Origin of the sequence: Saliphagus infecundisoli (assembly GCF_020177375.1) — an archaeon.
Lineage (GTDB): Archaea > Halobacteriota > Halobacteria > Halobacteriales > Natrialbaceae > Saliphagus > Saliphagus infecundisoli.
The window spans coordinates 86,652-105,142 of sequence record NZ_JAIWHV010000003.1 but is presented as its reverse complement, the minus strand read 5'-3'; the positions used below and the strand labels follow the sequence as shown (position 1 = coordinate 105,142).

Below are 18,491 nucleotides of genomic sequence, written 5' to 3'. Positions count from 1 at the left end.
TAATCCGCTGGGGGCAAATCTTGGGATAGATGCACGCGGACCAGACAGCCGAAGCCGAGGGCGGGTCGGCGATCGAACGGTTCTGCGAGCGGAGCCGCGAGGTCGGCGTCCCCGTCGCGCGCGTTTCCCGCGAGGAGGCGACGGACGTCATCGGGGAGCTCGCCGATCCGCCGGTCGTCGCGACACCGCTGCCCTGGGAGGGAATCGACTCTCCCGAGGACGCGACGACCGAGCCGACGCCCGACGACCTCGAGCGGGCGACGACCGGCGTCACCCCCGCGGTCGGCGCCGTCGCCGACTACGGGAGCGTCCTCCTGCGCTCGGATCGAGCGGGCAGCGAGCCGACGAGCCTCTTCGTCGATCGCCATATCGCGGTCCTCGACGCCGCCGACGTTGTTCCCGACATGGGAACAGCCCTTGCCGACCACGGCGACGCGTTCCGCGAGGAGAGCGCGAGCATCGTCGTCGCGACGGGACCGAGCGCGACCGCCGACATGGGCGAACTCGTGGTCGGCGCCCACGGCCCGCGCGGGGTCGACGTGGTCCTGATCGACGACGACGCGGACGTCGGAGAGACGATCGACGGAGGTAGCGACGAATGAGTTCCAGGAGCGAGTCCCGACGGGTCAAGGCGGCGAAGATCCGCGCGCTGATGGAATCCGAGGGCGACGCCGTCCGGGCGAACACCGAGGGGTTCAATCAGGGGCGCTACGAGTCCGTCGCCCGTCTGGAGGACTACGAGGGGCTGAAAGACGAGGCGCGGGCGATCAAGGAAGAGGCCATCGAGCGCCTTCCCGAGCTGATCGACGCGGTTCGGGAGACCATCGAGGCCCGCGGCGGGACGGTCTACATCGCGGAGGACGCCGCCGACGCGAACCGCTACATCGCCGAGCTCTGTGCGGAGCAGGAGACCGAGACGGTCGTCAAATCCAAATCGATGACGACCGAGGAGATCGACGTCAACGACCACCTCGCCGAGCAGGGAGTGAACGCGGTCGAGACCGACCTCGGGGAGTGGGTTCTACAAGTTGCGGATGAAGCCCCGTCCCACCTCGTCGCGCCCGCACTCCACAAGTCGAAGGAGGGGATCGCCGAGCTCTTCAACGGCGTTTTCGATCCCGACGAGTCACTTGAGACGGCCCAGGAGCTCACCGCGTTCGCCCGCGATCGCCTGGGCGAGGAGATCGCCGACGCGGACGTGGGAATGACCGGCGCGAACTTCATCACCGCGGACTCGGGAACCCTCGCCTTGGTGACGAGCGAGGGCAACGCCCGGAAGTGCGTCGCCGCCACCGATACGCACGTCGCCGTCGCGGGCGTCGAGAAGATCGTTCCCTCCGTCGAGGACCTCCAGCCGTTCGTCGAACTCATCGGCCGGTCGGGCACCGGTCAGGACCTCACGAGCTACGTCTCCCTGCTGACGCCGCCCGTCGAGTCGCCGGTGGTCGATCACGCCTCGCCCGAAGAGCCGATCGACTCGGAGAGTGCCGACGACCGCGAGTTCCACCTCGTGCTCATCGACAACGGGCGGATGGCGATGCGGGAGGACCCCGAACTGAAGGAGACGCTGTACTGCATCCGGTGTTCGGCGTGTGCGAACACGTGTGCGAACTTCCAGCACGTCGGGGGCCACGCCTTCGGCGGCGAGACCTACACCGGCGGGATCGCCACTGGCTGGGAGGCCGGCGTCCACGGCCAGGAGTCCGCCGCGGAGTTCAACGACCTCTGTACGGGCTGCTCGCGCTGCGTCGAGGCCTGCCCCGTGAAGATCGACATCCCGTGGATCAATACGGTCGTCCGCGATCGGATCAACCGGGGCGACGACGGCGAGTTCGACTGGCTTGTCGAGGGGCTGACTCCCGACGCCGACCCCGGAGGGGTGTCCCTCCAGAAACGCCTGTTCGGAAACTTCGAGACCCTCGCGAGGCTCGGGAGCGCCACCGCGCCGGTCTCGAACTGGCTCGCCGGTCTCGGCCCGACTCGAGAGGCGATGGAGCGGCTCTTCGGCGTCGATAGCCGCCGGGAGCTGCCGGCGTTCCGGCGGGAGACGCTCGTGGACTGGTTCGAGAAGCGAGGTGGCGTGGCCACCTCGGAAAAACGAGCGCAACGAGGAAAATCCGGCGAGGTGGAGTCCACCAGAGAGGTCGTCCTCTACCCCGACCTCTACACGAACCACGTGCTCGTCGATCGGGGGAAGGCCGCCGTTCGGACGCTGGAGGCCCTCGGCGTTCCGGTCCGAATCCCCGAAATCCCGTCGTCCGGGCGAGCACCGCTCTCCCAGGGGATGATCGCCACCGCTCGAGAGAAAGCGGAGGCGGTCGCCGACGCGCTCGCGCCCCACCTGATCGAGGAGCGCGACGTCGTCATCATCGAGCCCAGCGACCTCGCGATGTTCCGCGGGGAGTACGAGAAGCTGCTTCCCGAGCGGACCGCCGACGCGATCTCGGCCGGGAGCTACGAACTCCTCGAGTACGTCTACGGACTGCTCGAGGAGGGAGTCGACGCGGGGGTTCTTTCGGGGCCGCGAGGCGATGGAGACGTCGCCTACCACAGCCACTGCCAGCAGCGGACGATGGGCCTGGAGGCTCACACCGTCGCCGTCCTCGATCGCGCGGGCTACGACGTGACGACCAGCGAGGCCGAGTGCTGTGGGATGGCCGGTTCGTTCGGCTACAAGTCCCAGTACTACGAGCTCGCGGTCGATATCGGCGAGGAGCTATCGGGCCAACTCGAGGGGAGCGGTCGGGTTCTCACCAGCGGCACCTCTTGTACCGAACAGCTCGGCTCGCTGGGCGACGAGCCGGTCCACCCGATCGAACTGCTCGCACCCGGACGGCCGGCCGGCGGCGACGACGGCTCCTAGACCCGCCTCAGCACATCCGGTAGACCTCGTCCATCCAGGAGTCGCCGTCGTCGGCCTCCAGAATTCCGTCCATCACGACCTCCCACTCCGCCTGGGCGTCGCTTTCGGCCATGACCTCCCGGATCCGCTCTTCGTCCTCGACCTCCATGAACCCGAAGACGTGGCCGTCGGCCTCGAACACCGAGTAGGTCTCGAGGCCGGCACCCGATTCGAGGTACGCCTCCTCCAGAGCGTCGGGAACGTCCTCGTGTTCCTCGCGGTAGGCGTCGCGTTCTCCGTCCTCGACCCGTCGGTGGAAGGCGATCCGTGCCATGGCGATGCGCTACGTCCGGGAGGGCATAACGCTTCGGGCGGCGAGGATCCCGGCGGGCTCGGCCCGCGTACAGACGGGAGGCCGGCCCGGCGTCCGATGATGTCGTACGGGTCTCCGGGGTCGGTCGGCTCGTCGGTCGGTCGCGGGCCGCATCGGTCGAATCCACGCGCCGGTCGGTCCGATTGGTGGCAGTTGTCCGGAATTACCGGATGAAATCCGCCGATTCCACCGATACCATTGAAGCCATCGACGCCGTGAGTTCCTCCATGACGGATCGGTCGAACCACGGGAGCGGAGGGGAAACGGCATGACGGCGCCCGACCGGGTATCGCACGTCGAAATCGAGAACCGGGAGCGTCTCGAGCGAACGCCCGCACACGAGGTTGCCCTCGACTGCCTCGCGGCCGGTATCGACGCCGCCCATCCGAGGAGGATCGTCGGCGACGCGCTCTCGCTTTCGGGAACCGAGTTGTGGGTCACCGACGTCGGTGGCGAGACGACTGCGTACGACCTTTCGGGGTTCGAGCGGGTCGTCGTCGCCGGCGGCGGCAACGCTGCGGGTCACCTCGCGGGCGCGCTCTCGGACCTGCTGGGCGACCGGATCGCGGGGGGCGCGGTCGTCACCGACGATCCCACGGACGCGGGTCCGATCGAGGTCCTGCCGGGGGATCATCCCTATCCCAGCGAGCGCGGCGTCGAAAGCACCCGACGGGTGCTCGAGGTCGCCGAGCGCGCGGGCCCCGAGGACCTTGTGATCGCGCCGATCACCGGCGGCGGGAGCGCACTGCTCGTCGCGCCCGCGGGCGCCCTTACGGTCGCGGACCTCCAGGAACTCACCGAAAAGCTGCTCGAAAGCGGCGCGGCGATCGACGAGATAAACGCCGTCCGGAAGCGGTGTTCGGCGGTCAAAGGCGGGGGACTCGCGGCGGCCGCGGCACCTGCCCGGGTCCTCGGAGTCGTGATGAGCGACGTCGTCGGCGACGATCCGGGCACCATCGCGAGCGGTCCGGTGTCGCCGGACGAGATATCCGATGACGAGGCTTTGGGAGTCCTCGATCGGTACGGTATCGAGGCGCCGGCCGTCCGGGAGCACTTGATCGAGAAACGGGGGGACCCTGGGGGAGCCGGCGCCGACGTTGAGCGGACCGACATGTGTCTGATCGCGAGTTCGCGGACCGCTCTCGACGCCGCCCGCTCGGCGGCCGGAAAGCGAGGATACGAACCTCTGGTACTCTCCTCGCGCGTTCGGGGGGAGGCGAGCGAGGCCGGACGCTTCCACGCCGCGATCGCAGAGGAGAGCCGGGAATCGGGCGACCCCGTCCCGACGCCCGCGGTCTTTCTCTCCGCCGGGGAGACGACCGTCACCGTCGCGGGCGAAGCCGGGATCGGGGGACCGAACGGAGAGTTCGCGCTCGCGGCGGCGATCGACCTCGCCGGCAGGGAGGGGGTGGTCGTCGGGAGCGTCGATACCGACGGGATCGACGGCGCGACCGACGCCGCGGGCGCGATCGTGGACGGGGAGACGGTCACCGACCGCGAGCGGGCGCGGGAGGCCCTCGAGCGAAACGACGTCCAGACACTTCTCGCGGAGGCCGGCGCAGTGATCCGGACGGGACCGACGGGGACGAACGTCAACGACCTGCGGGTGGTCGTGGTGGAGCCGAACTGATTTGGTTCGGGCCGGCTAACTACGGAGTATGCCAGCGTACGACTACGACGGCGCGACGGCGATCGTGACCGGGGCCTCCTCGGGGATCGGGCGGGCGGTCGCCCGCCGGTTCGGCGAGGCGGGCGCGACGGTGATCAACGGCGACATCGATCGCGAGCCCAAAGACGGCGACGTTCCGACCGACGCACTGATCCGCGAGGAGGGCGGCGAGGCCGAATACGTCGAGACCGACGTCGCCGACGCCGACGACCTCGCGACCCTCGTCGAGAGCGCCCACGAGTACGGCGGCGTCGACGTCATGGTCAACAACGCGGGCCTCCAGATCCCGAAGCCGATGCTCGAGACGACCCCCGAGGAGTTCGACCGGATCCACGCGGTCAACGCCCGGGGGGTCTTCTTCGGGACCAAGGTCGCGGCCGCCGACATGCTCGAGCGGGGCGAACCCGGCGCGATCGTCAACACGGCCTCGATCAGTTCGACCCTGGCCCAGCACGGCCAGGTCGGCTATGACTCGACGAAGGGCGCGGTCCGGATGATCACCCGCGGGGCGGCCCTCGAGCTCGCCGAGGAGGGGATCCGAGTCAACGGGATCGCACCCGGCCAGATCGCGACCGAGTTCACCGAGGGCTGGAGCGAGCAGGCCCGCGAGCGCGTCGCGAGCGACGAGCTACTCAAGCCGGTACCTCTGGGGCGGGCGGGAACGCCCGAGGACGTCGCCGGCGCCTACCTCTTTCTCGCGAGCGACGACGCACGGTACATCACGGGGGACCTGATCCACGTCGACGGCGGCTGGCAGATCTGTTAGATTAGCCCGTCGACGGTCTCCGTCATCAGTTCGCGGTAGCGGTCGATATCGGCGTCGACGGCGACGCGGCCATTCGGTCCCCCGCCGGTGACGCCGTAGGGATCACAGACGAGTGCGCCCCGGTCGAGTTCGGAGTCGGTTCCGACCTCCATGTGGTGGGGCTCGGTCTCAAGCACCCTCCCATCGACGAGGCCGGCGATCACGAGCGCGTCGTGGATCGCGGCGGTCTCCATTCCATACCGCTCGAGGACGTCCTCGTCGTAGTAGGTCAGCCATGCCCGAAGCGACCGAGCCAGCGGGATCTCCCGGGAAAGCGAGTTGATCCAGTCGGCGGGCAACGTCGCCCGACGGGTGACGTCGAGACCGACCACCGTCGGCTCCGCGTCCCGGACGACCCGTCGGGCGGCTTCGGGATCCGAATGGAAGTTCGCTTCCGCGAGCGGGGTGACGTTTCCGGGGACGAACGCCGCCCCGCCCATGACCAGCAGGTCGTCGAGCAGTTCGGGGAGGCGGGGCTCCAACGCGAGCGCGAGCGCGACGTTCGTCAGCGGCCCGATCGCGGCGAGCGCGAGCTCTCCCTCGTGGCGCCGTGCGGCCTCGACGATCCGCCGGGCGGCGTGGACTCCCTCGAGTTCGGTTTCGGACGTCGGCTCCGGCAACTCGCCCCGGATGCCGCCCTCGCCGTGGATGTGTTCTGCGGTCTCGAGGTCGGCGAGCAGCGGCCGGTCGGCACCCGCCGCGATCGGGACGTCGGTCCGCCCGAGCACCTCGAGGAGCGCGCGAGCGTTGTGGGTCGTCGCCTCGACGGTCGTGTTGCCGTGGACCGTCGTCAGCCCGACGACCTCCAGGGTCGGGTCCTCGAGAGCCAGCGCGAGCGCGAGCGCGTCGTCGCAGCCGGGGTCCGTATCGATCAGTAGCGGGCGGGTCATGCCCGGCTATCGACGCCGGGAGGGATAAAAACACGGAGTCCGGGCGCGATCCGAACGGCGTTACAGGCGTATCCGTGTAATCCAGCCGCCGAACTTCCTTGTTCGACGGAAATACATATATTTTCAGTTCATCTTCCCTGATTAGTATTATTTGACCATCGTAGGCCACGTTCATCACAACCGTTCGAATCCGTCCCACTATAAACCGTTACCTCGTCTTAGATCTCCGAGAGTATTATAGAATTAGTTGAAAGATACCAAAATAGACTAGTAACTATATCGTTTTCTCTCGTGATAGGAGATGGGGTGATTATTCCCGAACATCCGGAAAACACGATCGTTTTTCGTTTTATTTTCCAGATGTCATCGGTGTGTTTAAGAGAGGCGGGAGGCGAGGGCCGAACTGGAGACCATGACACGACACACGAAGCGGTTCGACCGACGGCAATTTCTCGGGATCGCCGGTACGGCGACGGCTCTCGGGATCGCGGGGTGTATGGGCGACGACGGCGACGGAAACGGCGATGACGGGGCCGACGACGAAAACGACACTGAAGCGGAAAACGGGACCAACGACACGGAAAGTACCGATACTGAAGCGGAAAACGATACCGAGGCGGAAAACGAAACCACCGAGGCTGGCAACGAAAGCGGGAACCAAACCGACGGCGAGGAAAACGAAACCGCAAACGAGAGCGAGGGCACGCCGGGGGAGTCGGGAACTACCGGGATCAGGCTGATCGTCGAGAACGAGAACGGCGATCCGGTCGCCCAGGGGGTGAGCATCACGATCGTTCCGGTCGAGGAGAGCGAAAACGGTGCGAGGCGATACACCGTCGAGAGCGAGGAGGCCCTCGAGGGCGGCGAGTACGAACTGCCGCTTACTGAGACCGGCGATTACAACATCACCGCCGAGGGCGACGCCTTCGAGACCGTCGAGGAGGAAGTAACCGTCGAGGAGGGGGAGATGACCGAGGTCACGCTGACCCTCGAGGGGGCGACCGCCGAAGGCGAGGAGTCCGGGAACGAAACCGAAGCGGAGGGCGACGGCGGTAACGAAACCGGGAACGCGACGGCAAACGACACCGAGGGCGCCGACAACGAGACGGCCAACGAGAGCACGGGGACCGAAAACGAGACGGCAAACGGGACCGAGGAAAACGACAGCGACGCCGCGTAGACGGCGAGAAGTTGTGGCCCACCGACTTCCTTTCGGCGGGTCGACCCGGTTCGGTCGAGCGTCGGATCCGACCGAGCGCGAAAGCGGATGGTTTTATGTTCCGGGTCGTCGACCCGCTCGCATGGAAGAGATCAGCACCGACGAGGCTCCCGAGAGCATCGGCCCCTACTCCCAGGCGATCCGCCACGGCGAGACGATCCACGTCTCCGGGCAGGGACCGGCGAACCCCGAGACCCGCGAGGTCGAGACCGACGACATCAGAGAGCAGACCGCCCGGACCCTGGAGAACGTCGCGGCGATCCTCGAGGCCGCCGACAGCTCTCTCGAAAACGTGCTCAAGGCGAACGTCTACGTCACGGACATGGACGACTACGAGGCCGTCAACGAGGTGTACGCCGAGTACATGTCCGAGCCGTTCCCCGCGCGGTGTGCCGTCGAGGTCTCCGAACTTCCGATCGACATCGGCGTCGAGATCGAGGTCGTCGCGGCAGTTTAGCCGAACGCGAAGCACGTAAACGCCCGAACCGACCCGCCAAGCAGGGCGGGTTCCGCCTCGGGATGGGTCATCCGGACGAGTTCGCGGTCGCGCTCGAGTCCCGTCGCCGCGAGATGGCCGGCGACGGGGTCGTCCGCGGGCGCATCGACTATGACCTGTTGGCTCCCCACGTCGACCCCGACCGCCGAGAGGAGCGGTGCGATCCCCTCGCGGTCGGCGACGAGCGGCCCGATCTGGCGGCTCGTTCGCCCTGGGCGAACGACCGCGTAGCCCGCGAGGGCCCCGTCGGGCCCGTCCAGGCCATACCCCCGAACGCCCTCCTCGCCGAGGAGTTCGCGGAGCAACTCGCTCCGGTCGACTCCGACCCGGTGCCGGTCGAAGGTCGCGAGGTCGTCGGCGTCCGTAGAGGAGAGTTGCCGGACCCGATCCGGGTCGACTCCCGTTCCGCCGGAAGCGAGCTCTCCCTGCCACCGGAAGACGGTCGCGACAGTCTCGAAGCCGTATTTCCCGTAGATCGGTTCGCCGAGATGGGTCGCGTCGAGGCCGATGATCCGGTCGCCCGCCTCGCGGGCGTACTCGAGCCCGCGTTCGAAGATCCGGCTCCCGTAGCCCCGGCTGCGGTGGTCCTCGTCGACGAGGACCATCCCGATCCAGGCCACGTCGCCGTAGGTGACGACCGTCGCGGTCGCGACGAGTTCTCCCTCGACTGTCCCCGCGAAACAGCCCTCGGGAGCGAGCGAGAGCAGGCGCTCCCAGTCTGCGGGAACCTGGTTCCAGCCGGCCTGCGTCGAGAGCGCCATCGCGTCGTCGACGTCCGCGGGGCGAAGCGAACGGAGTTCGAGCATCGACGTGGCGGTTTTGCGGGCGGAGTAATAGGTGTGCTGGTCACCCCAAGACCTATTCTCGGGCGCGACCGAACGCCGCCATGGCGCTTTCGCGCGCGGAGATCAGGGGCGGATTCAGGGGACTCGGCATCGAGGACGGCGACGCTCTCGTCGTCCACGGCTCGCTGTCGAGCCTCGGGCGCGTCGAGGACGGCGCGGAAGCAGTGGTCGACGCGCTGTTCGATGCCGTTGGCGAGCGGGGAACGGTCGCGATGCCGACGTTCACCCGGTACGACGAGCCCTACGACCACGAGGGCTCGCCCTCGACCGTCGGGGCGATCACCGAGGCGTTCCGGACCCGTCCCGACGTCGTCCGGAGTTCCCACCCGACGAAGTCGGTCGCCGTGCGGGGACCGGAGGCCGATCGTTACGTCGCCGGCCACGAGCCCGGCAACTCGCTGGGTCCGGGGAGCCCGATCCACCGCGTCGTCGCCGACGGCGCTTCGATCCTCCTCTGTGGCGTCGATCACACCGCGAACTCGACGCTCCACGTCGCCGAACGGCTCGCGGGGCTGCCCTACCGGGACCAGACCGCGGAGACGACCCACCGAACGGACGGCGCGACGGAGACCGTCGAGGTCAACCGGGTCCACTGCTCGCGGGGGTTCGAGAGCGCCGGCGCGGTCGCCTCCCGCCTCGGCCTCGAGTCGGTCGGCAGGGTCGGCGCGGGGACGGTTCGCCTCGTCGACGGCCCGGCACTGCTCTCGCTCGTCGCCGATCTCCTCGAGGCCGATCCCGGACTTCTGCTCTGTGACCTGCCCGACTGCGAGCGGTGTGCGTACGCCCGACGCCGCCTCGCCGAGTGATCAGTCCTCGCCGGAACCGCGTCGGGTCCGGGTCGGAGGTCGGCGGGCCGACCGTCGAATGTTTCGTTGCTTCAAACGAGCCGCAGGGTACCGTCGCCGTGCCCGCGTGGGCGGCCGTTTCGACCGGAGCTGGCGTCTCGAGACGAAGTCGATTACAGTCGTACGCTCGTAATCCGAACGCTCGATTTCCCCCGTTCGTGGCCGGGCCGGGCGAGCCCGTGTTTCCCGTTTCCAAACAGGAAGCCGGCCGCGGTCACAGCGAGGTAATGTTGATCTCGATGATGTTGACCGCCCGCCGGATCATCTCGGGGATCTCGCCCTCAAGGCGCTCCTCGCCCATCCGCCTGACGGGGCCGATGATGCTGACGGCGCCGTAGACCGTGCCGTCCTGGTCGCGGATCGGCGCGCCGGCGCCGACCAGTCCCTGGATCGTCTCGCCGTGGTTGTAGGCGATCCCCTCCTCGCGGATCGCCTCGAGTTCCTCGCGGAGGACGTACTCGTCGGTGATCGTCCGCGGGGTGAGTTGCTCGAACTCCATGTGGGCGATGAGCCGGTCGCGTTTCTCCTCGGCCATGTGGGCGAGCATCGCCTTCCCGACGGCGGTGTGATAGAGGTTGTTGCGGTAGCCGACGTAGATCTCCGTCCGGACCGCGTTCTCGCCCTCGGCGGTGTAGAGACAGATCCCCTCGCCTTCCTCCTCGACGGTGAAAAGCGCCAGCTCGCCCGACTCCTCGGCGAGGGTATCGACCTCCGAGGTCGTGACGTCGAAGATCCCGATCCGATCCTTCGCGTGGTGTGCGAGGTCGATAAAGCGTAGGCCGAGCTTGTACTCGTTGCCCTCCTTGATCACGTAGCCGTTCTCCTCTAAGGTCGCCAGGTGACAGTGGACCGTCCCCTTCGAGACGCCGACCTCCCTCGCGACCTCGGTGACGCGGGCGCCGCCCGTCGCCCGCAACACGTCGAGGACGTCGAGGGTCCGCTGGACCGCCTGAACCGGATTCTTTGCTTCGGTCATCCTTACCGGAGTATGGGACCACGACCCGGATAAATGTTTGGTAGGGCAAAACGATCGTGGGGTTCCGGCTCCGGAGTCGACGGATACTACTAAGTCGGTTCCGCCCCACTCGGATGGTATGCCGGCGATCAGTGGCAGGGACGTCGCCGCCGCGCGCGAACGGTTCGCGGACACCGACGTCGTCCAGCCGACCCCGATCGAGTACAGCCGATCGCTCTCGACGATGACCGGCGCCGAGGTCCACCTCAAGATGGAACACCTCCAGCGGACGGGCTCGTTCAAGACCCGCGGGGCCTACACCAAACTCGCCGACGTCGCCGACCGCGAGGGAGTCGAGCAGGTCGTCGCCGCCAGTGCGGGCAACCACGCACAAGGAGTGGCGCTGGCGGCGACCGAAACCGGCGTTCCCTCGACCATCGTGATGCCGACGACCGCCCCCCAGAGCAAGATCGACGCGACCCGCTCCTACGGCGCGGAGGTCGTCCTCGAGGGCGTGAACTTCGGGGCCGCCATGGATCACGCACGGACGCTCGCCGACCGGCCAGGAACCGAGTTCGTCCACGCCTTCGACGACCCCGCGATCGTCGCCGGTCAGGGCACGCTGGGGCTCGAGCTTCTCGAGAACGTTCCCGACGTCGATACCGTCGTCGTCCCGATCGGCGGCGGCGGACTGATCGGCGGGATCGGGGCCGCCCTCGCCGATCGGGACGTTCGGACCGTCGGCGTCCAGGCCGAAGCGGCCGCGACGGTCCCCGAGAGTCTGGCGAAGGGCGGGCCGGTGCCGACCGACGACGTGGGAACGATCGCCGACGGGATCGCCACGGGCGCCATCTCCGAACTCACCTTCTCGCTGATTGAGGAACACGTCGACTCCGTCGTGACGGTCTCGGAGGGCGAACTCGCGACCGGAATCGTCGTCCTCCTCGAGCGGGCGAAACAGTTGGTCGAGGGCGCGGGCGCGGCGCCGGTCGCCGCCCTGCTCTCGGATCGACTCGACGTGGCCGGCGAGACGGTCGTCCCGGTGCTCTCGGGAGGTAACATGGACATGTCGATGCTCCAGACGATGTTGACCCACGAGCTGACCGCGCGCCGACAGCTGATCCGCCTCCAGGTCCGGATCGACGACGGGCCCGGGAAGATGGCTGAGATATCCGAACGGATCGCCGACCTGGGCGCGAACATCCGGACGGTCCATCACTACCGGGCCGACGGCGAACTCTCGGTGGGCGAGGCGTTCCTGATCTTCCTGGTCGAGACCAGCGGCGAGGGCCACGCCGCCCGGATCGTCGCCGACGTCGAGGCCCAGGGGTACGAAGTGACCCAGATCAATTAGCGGGCGGGACAGACTTATCGGGATCGGCGCCGAACCCGTGGAAAACCATGACACGGGCAGCGAACGGTGGCGAGAAGTGGCACGTGGGAACCGCGACCCGGACGATCACCCCCGAAGAGCCGATGTGGATGGCGGGCTTCGCCAAACGCGACGAGCCAGCGGACGGGCAGGTCCACGACCTCTCTGCGCGGGCCGTGGCGATCGACGACGGCGAGCGGGTCGCGGTGGTCGCCAGCGTCGAACTCCTCTTCGTCACCCGGGAGATCCGTGAACGGGTCGCTCGGAGGTGTACGGAGGCGTACGGCCTCGAGCCTGACGCCTTACTGCTCGCGGCGACCCACACCCACTGCGGGCCCGAGTTCCGCGAGTTCAAACTCGACATGTACGCCGACGAGGGACCCTACCACGAGCGCGCGGCCGACTATCGCGAACGGCTGATCGACGACCTCGTGGGAGTCGTCGGCGAGGCCCTCGACGACCGGGAACCGGCGACGCTCTCCTACAGCCACGCTCGGTGTGGGTTCGGGACGAACAGGCGACTGCCCGTCCCCGAGGGAGTTGCCCACGTCCCGAACCCCGACGGACCGGTCGATACGGAGGTGCCGGTGCTGGTCGCCGAGAGCGAGGAGAGAGACGAAAACGAAGGAAGCGAGGAGGAGACGAGGATCCGGGCGATCCTCTTTGGCTACGCCTGTCACACCACCACGGTCATGATCGAGCGCTACTGTGGCGACTGGGCCGGCTTCGCCCGCCGGGAGATCGAATCCGAGTATCCGGAGGCGACCGCCCTCTTCCTCCAAGGTGCTGCCGGCGACCAGAACCCCTACCCGCGCCGGGAACTCGCCCTCGCGAGACGTCACGGCGAGACGGCGGCGACCGCGGTCCGGGCCGCCGTCGAGTCCCGTCGGAAGCCCGTCCGGGGACCCCTGCAGGCGCTGCTGGTCGAACGGCCGATCGCCTTCGAGGACCCTCCCGAGAGGGCCGAACTCGAGGAGATGGCCGAGAGCGACCGACGATACCTCCGGGTGCGCGCGGAGGCGCTGCTCGCCGAACTCGACGAGCACGGCGAGATCCGAACCGAACACCCCTACCCGATCCAGGGGCTCGGCTTCGACGACGACCTCACGCTCCTGGGACTGGGCGGCGAGGTCCTCGTCGGCTATTCCCTGAAGCTCAAAGAGCGGCTTCCGGGGCCGGTCTGGGTCGCGGGCTACACGAACGCGGAATTCACCTACGTGCCGACCGCACAGGCGATCCACGAAGGGGGGTACGAGGGCGGCGAGGTCGTTCGGCGAACGGCCTTCCCGGGCCCGCTCCGGCCCGACGTCGAGGAGCGAGTGCTGGGTGGAGCGACGGCGGTCGCCGACCGGGTTCGGTGCGACCGCCGGGAGTACTAATCCAAGACCGCGGCGAGCCCCTCGACGAAGCTCGCGCCCGCTCGGCGGTAGCGTTCCATCGGCGGCGAGCCGTGGGGCGTCGCCTCGACGGTGAGCCCGGTCGCGCCCAGGGTCTCGCGGGCCCACCGCGTCGAGGTCTTCCGGTCGGAGCCGGAGCCGCCGACACAGTCGGTGCCGACGAGCCCGCCGTCTCCCCGGTCGTCGGCCCCGGAGACGGCCTCGACGAGTTCGCGAACGGCGGGGTCGTCGTCGGCGTAGAACATGAACCGGTCGTACTCGGGCGAGCGTCACCGCAGGCTCGCCGGCCACCGAACCGTTCATAACCCCGCCGGCTGTGGGTCCGGTATGCGAGTCGGTATCGCGGGCGCCGGATTCATGGCCCGCACCCACGCGGAGGCGTACGACGGGATGGACTGTGAGATCGCTGGGGTCGCCTCGCCGAGCGGTTTCGAGGGTTTTCTCGACGACCTGGGCCTCGAGAGCGCGGCCTACACCGGCGTCGAGGCCCTCTGCGATCGGGAGGAGATCGACTACCTCGATATCTGCACCCCGACCCACACCCATCTCGAGATCGTTCGAACCGCGGCCGACCGCGGGCTCGACATCTTCCTCGAGAAGCCGATCGCGGGCTCGATCGAGGAGGCCCAGGAGATCCGGGCGGTCGCCGAGGCCGCGGGGGTGGCTCTCGGCGTCGGCCACGTCGTCCGCTTTCTGCCCGCATACCGGAAAGCGGCCGGACTCGAGATCGGAGAGCCGGGGGTCGCCCGCGCGCGGCGGCTCTCGCCGTTTCCCGACTGGGGCGAGTGGTTCGGAGACCGGGAGAAGAGCGGCGGGCTGTTCGTCGATCTGGCGATCCACGACCTGGACTACCTCCGGTGGGTGTGGGGCGAGGTCGAGCGGGTCTTCGCCCGCCGGACGCGAGCGGAGCACGCCGAACACGGGTTCGTGACCCTCCGTTTTGCGAACGGCGCGGTCGGCTACGTCGAAGGGTCGTGGGCCCAGCCCGAGAGCCGGACCCTCACGACGGAACTCGAGCTCGCCGGTTCGGACGGGATGGTCGAGTTCGCGAGCGACGAGGAGTCGCCGTACTGCGAGTGGACCGCCGACGGCGAGACCGTCGATCGGGCCTTCGAGCGGGACGGCTACCGGCGAGAACTCGAGGCGTTCGCGGATACGCTCCGGGCGGGCGAAGAACCTCCTGTCGGCCCCGACGAGGCGATCGAGGCGCTCCGACTGGCGCTGGCCGCCGAGCGCTCGGCCGACCTCGGAGAACCCGTCGCGCCCGAGGAGGTGGTCGCGTGATCCGCGTCGGGATCCTCTCGGCGGCGCACTCCCACACCGACGCCTACGCCGGCCTGCTCGCCGGCCGCGAGGACTGCGGACTCGTGGGCGTCGCCGACCGCGACGAGGAGCGAGGTCGAGAGGCCGCCGACCGTTACGGGACCGACTATCTCCCCGCGGACCGGCTCCTCAAGTCGATCGACGCGGGCGTGATCTGTGCGGCAAACGCCTCCCACCTCGAGTGGTTCGAGCGGGCCGCGATGGCGGGCGTGGACGTCCTCTGTGAGAAGCCGCTGGCGCCCACCGTTGCCGAGGCCCGCGCCATCGTCGACTGTTGGGAGGAGACGGAGATCGTCGCGGGCGTGGCGATGCCCCTGCGGTTCTGTGGCCCTGCCGTACGCGCCCGCGAACGCCTTGCCGAGGACCCGATCGGGTCGCTTCGGGCGCTGTCGGGGACCAACCGGGGGAAGATGCCCGGCGGCTGGTTCGCCGACCCCGACCGCGCGGGCGGGGGCGCCGTGATGGACCACTCGGTCCACATCGTCGATCTGGCGACCCACCTCACCGGCCGGCGGGTCGCGGAGGTCTACGCCGAGGTCGATACCCGATTCCACGACATCGCGGTCGACGACGTCAACGTGCTCTCGATGGAACTCGCAGACGGCACTCCCTTCCTCCTGGACGGCTCCTGGAGCAAGCCCGACGCCTGGCACACCTGGGGCGACGCGACCCTCGAACTCGTCGGCGAGGAGGGGACGGTCGCCATCGACTACACCGACCAGTCGGTCGTCCATACCACCGAGTCGGGCGTCGGAACGGCGTTCTACGGCCCCGACGCCGACGCCGGCCTGATCGCCGACTTCGTCGAGAGCGTTCGTGAGGGCCGCGACCCCGAGATCACGCCCGACGAGGGCCTCGCCGCGGTCGCGGTCGTCGAAGCCGCCTACGAGTCCGCCGAGACCGGAGAGGCCGTCGCCGTCGCCGAGCGCTGACGGCGACCGGCGAAACGACTTTACTCCTGCCCCCGAGCCTCCCCGTATGTATCCGACCCCCGAGGACTACCCGCTGCACCCCGATCGGGTCGCTGGCGAGCCCGATTCGCCCGACGAACGCGCCCGCCGGGAGGCGTATCTCGAGGAGCTCCGCCCGTTGCTCGCGCTTGAGGCCGACGAACACGGATCGGATCCCCGGGTTTCCCATCGGGACGCGAGTTGGCAGGAATGGCAGGCGCGTACCGGAGAGCTGCCGCCCGATTTCGAGGCCCTGCCCGCTACGGCCGCGCTTCCCGACCCCCTCGAGAACCTCGCCGACGGCTCGCGGATCACCTCCCGGGAAGAGTGGGCCGATCAGCGCGAACGGATCGGCCACCAGCTCCAGCACTGGCTCTACGGACGGATGCCCCCCGCTCCCGGCGAGGTCGAGGCGACCGAACTCGACCGCCGGAGGGCGGAAAGCGCAACCGTCCGGGACGTCCGTCTCTCCTTTGGTCCCGATGGGGAGGAACTCACGCTCGACCTCCGGCTCCTGGTGCCCGACGGCGAGGGCCCGTTTCCCGTCTTCATGACGCAGTGGACCCACCGCGACTGGGCCGCGATGGCCGTCCGCAGGGGGTTTCTCGCCGTCGTCTACGCCGCGGCCGACGGCCGCGACGACGCCGCCGACTACGGCGAGCAGTACGAGGAATACGACTTCCAACTGCTCGCCCGCCGCGCGTGGGCCGCGAGCCGCGCGGTGGACTATCTCGAGGACCTTCCCGACGCGGACGACGACCGGATCGCGCTCACCGGAGCGTCCCGAAACGGCAAGCAGTCGCTGCTCGCCGCCGCCTTCGACGAGCGGATCGATGCGGTCGCGCCCTGTTCGGCCGGCAGCGGCGCGACCGTCCCCGCCCGCTTCGACCGGGACGACTTCTACGCGGGCGACATGGCGCTTCACGCCCGCCTTCGGCGAAGCTGGTTTCATCCCCGGTGGCGCTTCTTCGTCGGCCGGGAGAACCGATTACTCGTGGACGCCAACTCCCTGGTCTCGCTCGTCGCTCCCAGAGCGTGCCTGCTCCAGACCGCGAAAAACGAGCGGACGACGAGCGGGTGGGCCGTCGAGAAGGTCTACGAGTCTGCGAAGACGGCGTACGACCTTTTCGGGGCCGGCGACGGCCTCGCGCTTCAGTACCGGGAGGGCAGACATGCGAGAACGACCCGCGACGTCCAGGCGATCCTCGACTTCTTCGATCGCGCGTTCGACCGCGGCGAGTACGACGACCCGACGCGGCTCTATCACGAGTTCTCCTTCGAGGAGTGGGCCGACTCCCATCCCCTTGACACCAGCGAGTTCCCCGAACGCGGACCCGAGGACCTCCTTCTCGCTGGATCGGACGAGGGTGGAGACGACGGCCCCATCGAGAGCGTCGCGGGGTGGGAGCGAAAAGAAGCGGCGGTCCGCGAGCGCCTCCAGTGGAGCCTCGGCGAGGCACCGCCGCGGGCGCCGATGGTGCCCGAAGACGACACCGGAACCGTCCTTCGGGGGTGGGGGAGTCCCGACTATCGCCACGACGTGATCGGTCGACCGGAATCCACGGACGAGATCGGCAAGTGCTGGCTGTCGCCGTCCCATACTTTTGGGGAACGGTTCTCGGCCGATCTCTACTACCCTCGAGACGGAGGCGACGAGGGCCCCGCGGAGAGCGGCCCCCACCCGGTCGTCGTCTGGCTCCATCCCTACTCGTACAACGTCGGCTACGGCGCCGCGGGGCGGGGACAGGTCCCGATCGAGGAGGCGATCGATCGCGGGTTCGCCCTGTGCTGTTTCGACCTGCCGGGATTCGGCACCCGGATCACGGAGGCCGAGGGGTTCTACGAGCGCCACCCCGACTGGTCGAAGATGGGTGCGTTCGTCGAGGACGCGCTCGCGGCCGTCGAGAGCCTCGCCGCCCTCGAGTTCGTCGACGCCGAACGGATCTCGCTTCTGGGTTACTCGCTCGGCGGGACGGTCTCCCTCTACGCCGCCGCCCTCGACGACCGGATCCGGAGCGTCGCCTCGGTCTGTGGGCTCCCCCACTTCCGGGGGAGCGACGCCGAGACCGAACGCGAGAACGCGGTCATCGGGAGGTTCTCGCACCTCCACGGGCTCCAGCCCCGCCTCGGCCACTTCCGGGACGCCCCCCGAAGAACCCCGATCGACTTCGATGAGGTCCTGGGTTCGATCGCACCCCGTCCCGCGCTCGCGGTCGCGCCCTCGATGGACTGGACCCACCCTCAAGCGGACGTCCTCCGGTGTACCGAAGCCGCACGGGAGGTGTACGACCTCTACGACGCCGGGGGGAATTTCGACGTGTGGGCGCCCGAGGACCTCCTCTCGTTCGACTACCACGAGGCACGCCTCCACAACGAGACTATCCCCGAACACGCCGCGATCGAACCCCAGCGACGGGCCCGGGTGTTCGACTGGCTCGCCCGAAACGGGTGATCGCGACTCGGTGGCGGATCGGGTGAACGCTTTAGACGGTTCCTCCCGTCGGCTCCGT

Annotated in this window: 17 protein-coding genes; 12 read left to right on the top strand and 5 right to left on the bottom strand. The window is 68.6% G+C overall.

Annotated elements, in window-relative coordinates; all coding sequences use genetic code 11:
• The first annotated feature begins 29 nt into the window (after positions 1-29).
• Together LCF40_RS07665 and LCF40_RS07660 are read left to right on the top strand one after the other, a co-directional pair.
• Positions 30-602, top strand: coding sequence for an LUD domain-containing protein (locus LCF40_RS07665; protein ID WP_224828004.1), 573 nt, complete (start codon positions 30-32; stop codon positions 600-602).
• Positions 599-2,863: an LUD domain-containing protein gene (locus LCF40_RS07660; RefSeq protein WP_224828003.1), complete on the top strand. Its 2,265-nt coding sequence runs from the start codon at positions 599-601 to the stop codon at positions 2,861-2,863. The genes LCF40_RS07665 and LCF40_RS07660 overlap by 4 nt, the downstream gene beginning before the upstream one ends.
• Positions 2,864-2,870: 7 nt before the next feature.
• On the opposite strand, the gene LCF40_RS07655 is transcribed toward LCF40_RS07660, so the two are convergent.
• On the bottom strand, positions 2,871-3,176 hold the full coding sequence (locus LCF40_RS07655) for an L-rhamnose mutarotase (RefSeq protein WP_224828002.1): 306 nt from the start codon (positions 3,174-3,176) through the stop codon (positions 2,871-2,873).
• A 307-nt stretch (positions 3,177-3,483) separates the two neighbouring features.
• Between LCF40_RS07655 and LCF40_RS07650 the strand changes: the two genes are divergently transcribed.
• Together LCF40_RS07650 and LCF40_RS07645 are read left to right on the top strand one after the other, a co-directional pair.
• On the top strand, positions 3,484-4,845 hold the full coding sequence (locus LCF40_RS07650; protein WP_224828001.1) for a glycerate kinase type-2 family protein: 1,362 nt from the start codon (positions 3,484-3,486) through the stop codon (positions 4,843-4,845).
• Positions 4,846-4,873: 28 nt separating this feature from the next.
• Complete coding sequence (locus LCF40_RS07645; protein ID WP_224828000.1) at positions 4,874-5,650, top strand: SDR family NAD(P)-dependent oxidoreductase; 777 nt, start codon at positions 4,874-4,876, stop codon at positions 5,648-5,650.
• Here LCF40_RS07645 and LCF40_RS07640 read toward each other — a convergent pair.
• Positions 5,647-6,579, bottom strand: coding sequence for a nucleoside hydrolase (locus LCF40_RS07640; RefSeq protein WP_224827999.1), 933 nt, complete (start codon positions 6,577-6,579; stop codon positions 5,647-5,649). The genes LCF40_RS07645 and LCF40_RS07640 overlap by 4 nt on opposite strands.
• A 412-nt stretch (positions 6,580-6,991) precedes the next feature.
• Between LCF40_RS07640 and LCF40_RS07635 the strand changes: the two genes are divergently transcribed.
• Both LCF40_RS07635 and LCF40_RS07630 read left to right on the top strand, forming a co-directional pair.
• Positions 6,992-7,759, top strand: coding sequence for a carboxypeptidase regulatory-like domain-containing protein (locus LCF40_RS07635; protein ID WP_224827998.1), 768 nt, complete (start codon positions 6,992-6,994; stop codon positions 7,757-7,759).
• Between the two features lie 121 nt (positions 7,760-7,880).
• On the top strand, positions 7,881-8,255 hold the full coding sequence (locus tag LCF40_RS07630; protein WP_114576392.1) for a RidA family protein: 375 nt from the start codon (positions 7,881-7,883) through the stop codon (positions 8,253-8,255).
• On the opposite strand, the gene LCF40_RS07625 is transcribed toward LCF40_RS07630, so the two are convergent.
• A complete protein-coding gene (locus tag LCF40_RS07625) occupies positions 8,252-9,100 on the bottom strand; it encodes a GNAT family N-acetyltransferase (protein WP_224827997.1) in 849 nt (282 codons plus the stop codon). The two genes, LCF40_RS07630 and LCF40_RS07625, sit on opposite strands and share 4 nt — an antisense overlap.
• An 80-nt stretch (positions 9,101-9,180) precedes the next feature.
• On the opposite strand from LCF40_RS07625, the gene LCF40_RS07620 reads away from it, so the two are divergent.
• Complete coding sequence (locus LCF40_RS07620; protein ID WP_224827996.1) at positions 9,181-9,945, top strand: AAC(3) family N-acetyltransferase; 765 nt, start codon at positions 9,181-9,183, stop codon at positions 9,943-9,945.
• 253 nt (positions 9,946-10,198) lie between these two features.
• Here LCF40_RS07620 and LCF40_RS07615 read toward each other — a convergent pair whose 3' ends face one another.
• Entirely contained in the window at positions 10,199-10,960 is a 762-nt protein-coding gene (locus tag LCF40_RS07615; protein WP_224827995.1) for an IclR family transcriptional regulator, read from the bottom strand.
• A gap of 118 nt (positions 10,961-11,078) precedes the next feature.
• On the opposite strand from LCF40_RS07615, the gene ilvA reads away from it, so the two are divergent.
• Both ilvA and LCF40_RS07605 read left to right on the top strand, forming a co-directional pair.
• Positions 11,079-12,293: a threonine ammonia-lyase gene (gene ilvA / locus LCF40_RS07610; RefSeq protein ID WP_224827994.1), complete on the top strand. Its 1,215-nt coding sequence runs from the start codon at positions 11,079-11,081 to the stop codon at positions 12,291-12,293.
• Between the two features lie 47 nt (positions 12,294-12,340).
• Positions 12,341-13,690 carry a hypothetical protein gene (locus LCF40_RS07605; RefSeq protein WP_224827993.1) on the top strand — a complete coding sequence of 450 codons (1,350 nt, stop codon included), beginning with the start codon at positions 12,341-12,343 and terminating at the stop codon, positions 13,688-13,690.
• On the opposite strand, the gene LCF40_RS07600 is transcribed toward LCF40_RS07605, so the two are convergent.
• Entirely contained in the window at positions 13,687-13,953 is a 267-nt protein-coding gene (locus LCF40_RS07600) for a hypothetical protein (protein ID WP_224827992.1), read from the bottom strand. The genes LCF40_RS07605 and LCF40_RS07600 overlap by 4 nt on opposite strands.
• An 82-nt stretch (positions 13,954-14,035) precedes the next feature.
• On the opposite strand from LCF40_RS07600, the gene LCF40_RS07595 reads away from it, so the two are divergent.
• Genes LCF40_RS07595 through LCF40_RS07585 form a run of 3 tightly spaced genes read left to right on the top strand, consistent with a single transcriptional unit; the run spans position 14,036 to position 18,433 of the window.
• Complete coding sequence (locus LCF40_RS07595) at positions 14,036-14,992, top strand: Gfo/Idh/MocA family protein (RefSeq protein WP_224827991.1); 957 nt, start codon at positions 14,036-14,038, stop codon at positions 14,990-14,992.
• The gene (locus LCF40_RS07590; protein WP_224827990.1) at positions 14,989-15,963 is read left to right on the top strand and encodes a Gfo/Idh/MocA family protein; all 975 of its coding nucleotides are present in this window, start codon (positions 14,989-14,991) and stop codon (positions 15,961-15,963) included. The genes LCF40_RS07595 and LCF40_RS07590 overlap by 4 nt, the downstream gene beginning before the upstream one ends.
• Positions 15,964-16,009: 46 nt before the next feature.
• The gene (locus LCF40_RS07585; protein ID WP_224827989.1) at positions 16,010-18,433 is read left to right on the top strand and encodes an alpha/beta fold hydrolase; all 2,424 of its coding nucleotides are present in this window, start codon (positions 16,010-16,012) and stop codon (positions 18,431-18,433) included.
• The last annotated feature ends 58 nt before the right edge of the window (positions 18,434-18,491 follow it).

Bases quoted from the DNA above. Each gene is read 5' to 3' on its own strand.
- LCF40_RS07665 (WP_224828004.1), top strand. From the start codon at position 30: ATGCACGCGGACCAGACAGCCGAAGCCGAGGGCGGGTCGGCGATCGAA.
- LCF40_RS07660 (WP_224828003.1), top strand. From the start codon at position 599: ATGAGTTCCAGGAGCGAGTCCCGACGGGTCAAGGCGGCGAAGATCCGC.
- LCF40_RS07655 (WP_224828002.1), bottom strand. From the start codon at position 3,176: ATGGCACGGATCGCCTTCCACCGACGGGTCGAGGACGGAGAACGCGAC.
- LCF40_RS07650 (WP_224828001.1), top strand. From the start codon at position 3,484: ATGACGGCGCCCGACCGGGTATCGCACGTCGAAATCGAGAACCGGGAG.
- LCF40_RS07645 (WP_224828000.1), top strand. From the start codon at position 4,874: ATGCCAGCGTACGACTACGACGGCGCGACGGCGATCGTGACCGGGGCC.
- LCF40_RS07640 (WP_224827999.1), bottom strand. From the start codon at position 6,579: ATGACCCGCCCGCTACTGATCGATACGGACCCCGGCTGCGACGACGCG.
- LCF40_RS07635 (WP_224827998.1), top strand. From the start codon at position 6,992: ATGACACGACACACGAAGCGGTTCGACCGACGGCAATTTCTCGGGATC.
- LCF40_RS07630 (WP_114576392.1), top strand. From the start codon at position 7,881: ATGGAAGAGATCAGCACCGACGAGGCTCCCGAGAGCATCGGCCCCTAC.
- LCF40_RS07625 (WP_224827997.1), bottom strand. From the start codon at position 9,100: ATGCTCGAACTCCGTTCGCTTCGCCCCGCGGACGTCGACGACGCGATG.
- LCF40_RS07620 (WP_224827996.1), top strand. From the start codon at position 9,181: ATGGCGCTTTCGCGCGCGGAGATCAGGGGCGGATTCAGGGGACTCGGC.
- LCF40_RS07615 (WP_224827995.1), bottom strand. From the start codon at position 10,960: ATGACCGAAGCAAAGAATCCGGTTCAGGCGGTCCAGCGGACCCTCGAC.
- ilvA (WP_224827994.1), top strand. From the start codon at position 11,079: ATGCCGGCGATCAGTGGCAGGGACGTCGCCGCCGCGCGCGAACGGTTC.
- LCF40_RS07605 (WP_224827993.1), top strand. From the start codon at position 12,341: ATGACACGGGCAGCGAACGGTGGCGAGAAGTGGCACGTGGGAACCGCG.
- LCF40_RS07600 (WP_224827992.1), bottom strand. From the start codon at position 13,953: ATGTTCTACGCCGACGACGACCCCGCCGTTCGCGAACTCGTCGAGGCC.
- LCF40_RS07595 (WP_224827991.1), top strand. From the start codon at position 14,036: ATGCGAGTCGGTATCGCGGGCGCCGGATTCATGGCCCGCACCCACGCG.
- LCF40_RS07585 (WP_224827989.1), top strand. From the start codon at position 16,010: ATGTATCCGACCCCCGAGGACTACCCGCTGCACCCCGATCGGGTCGCT.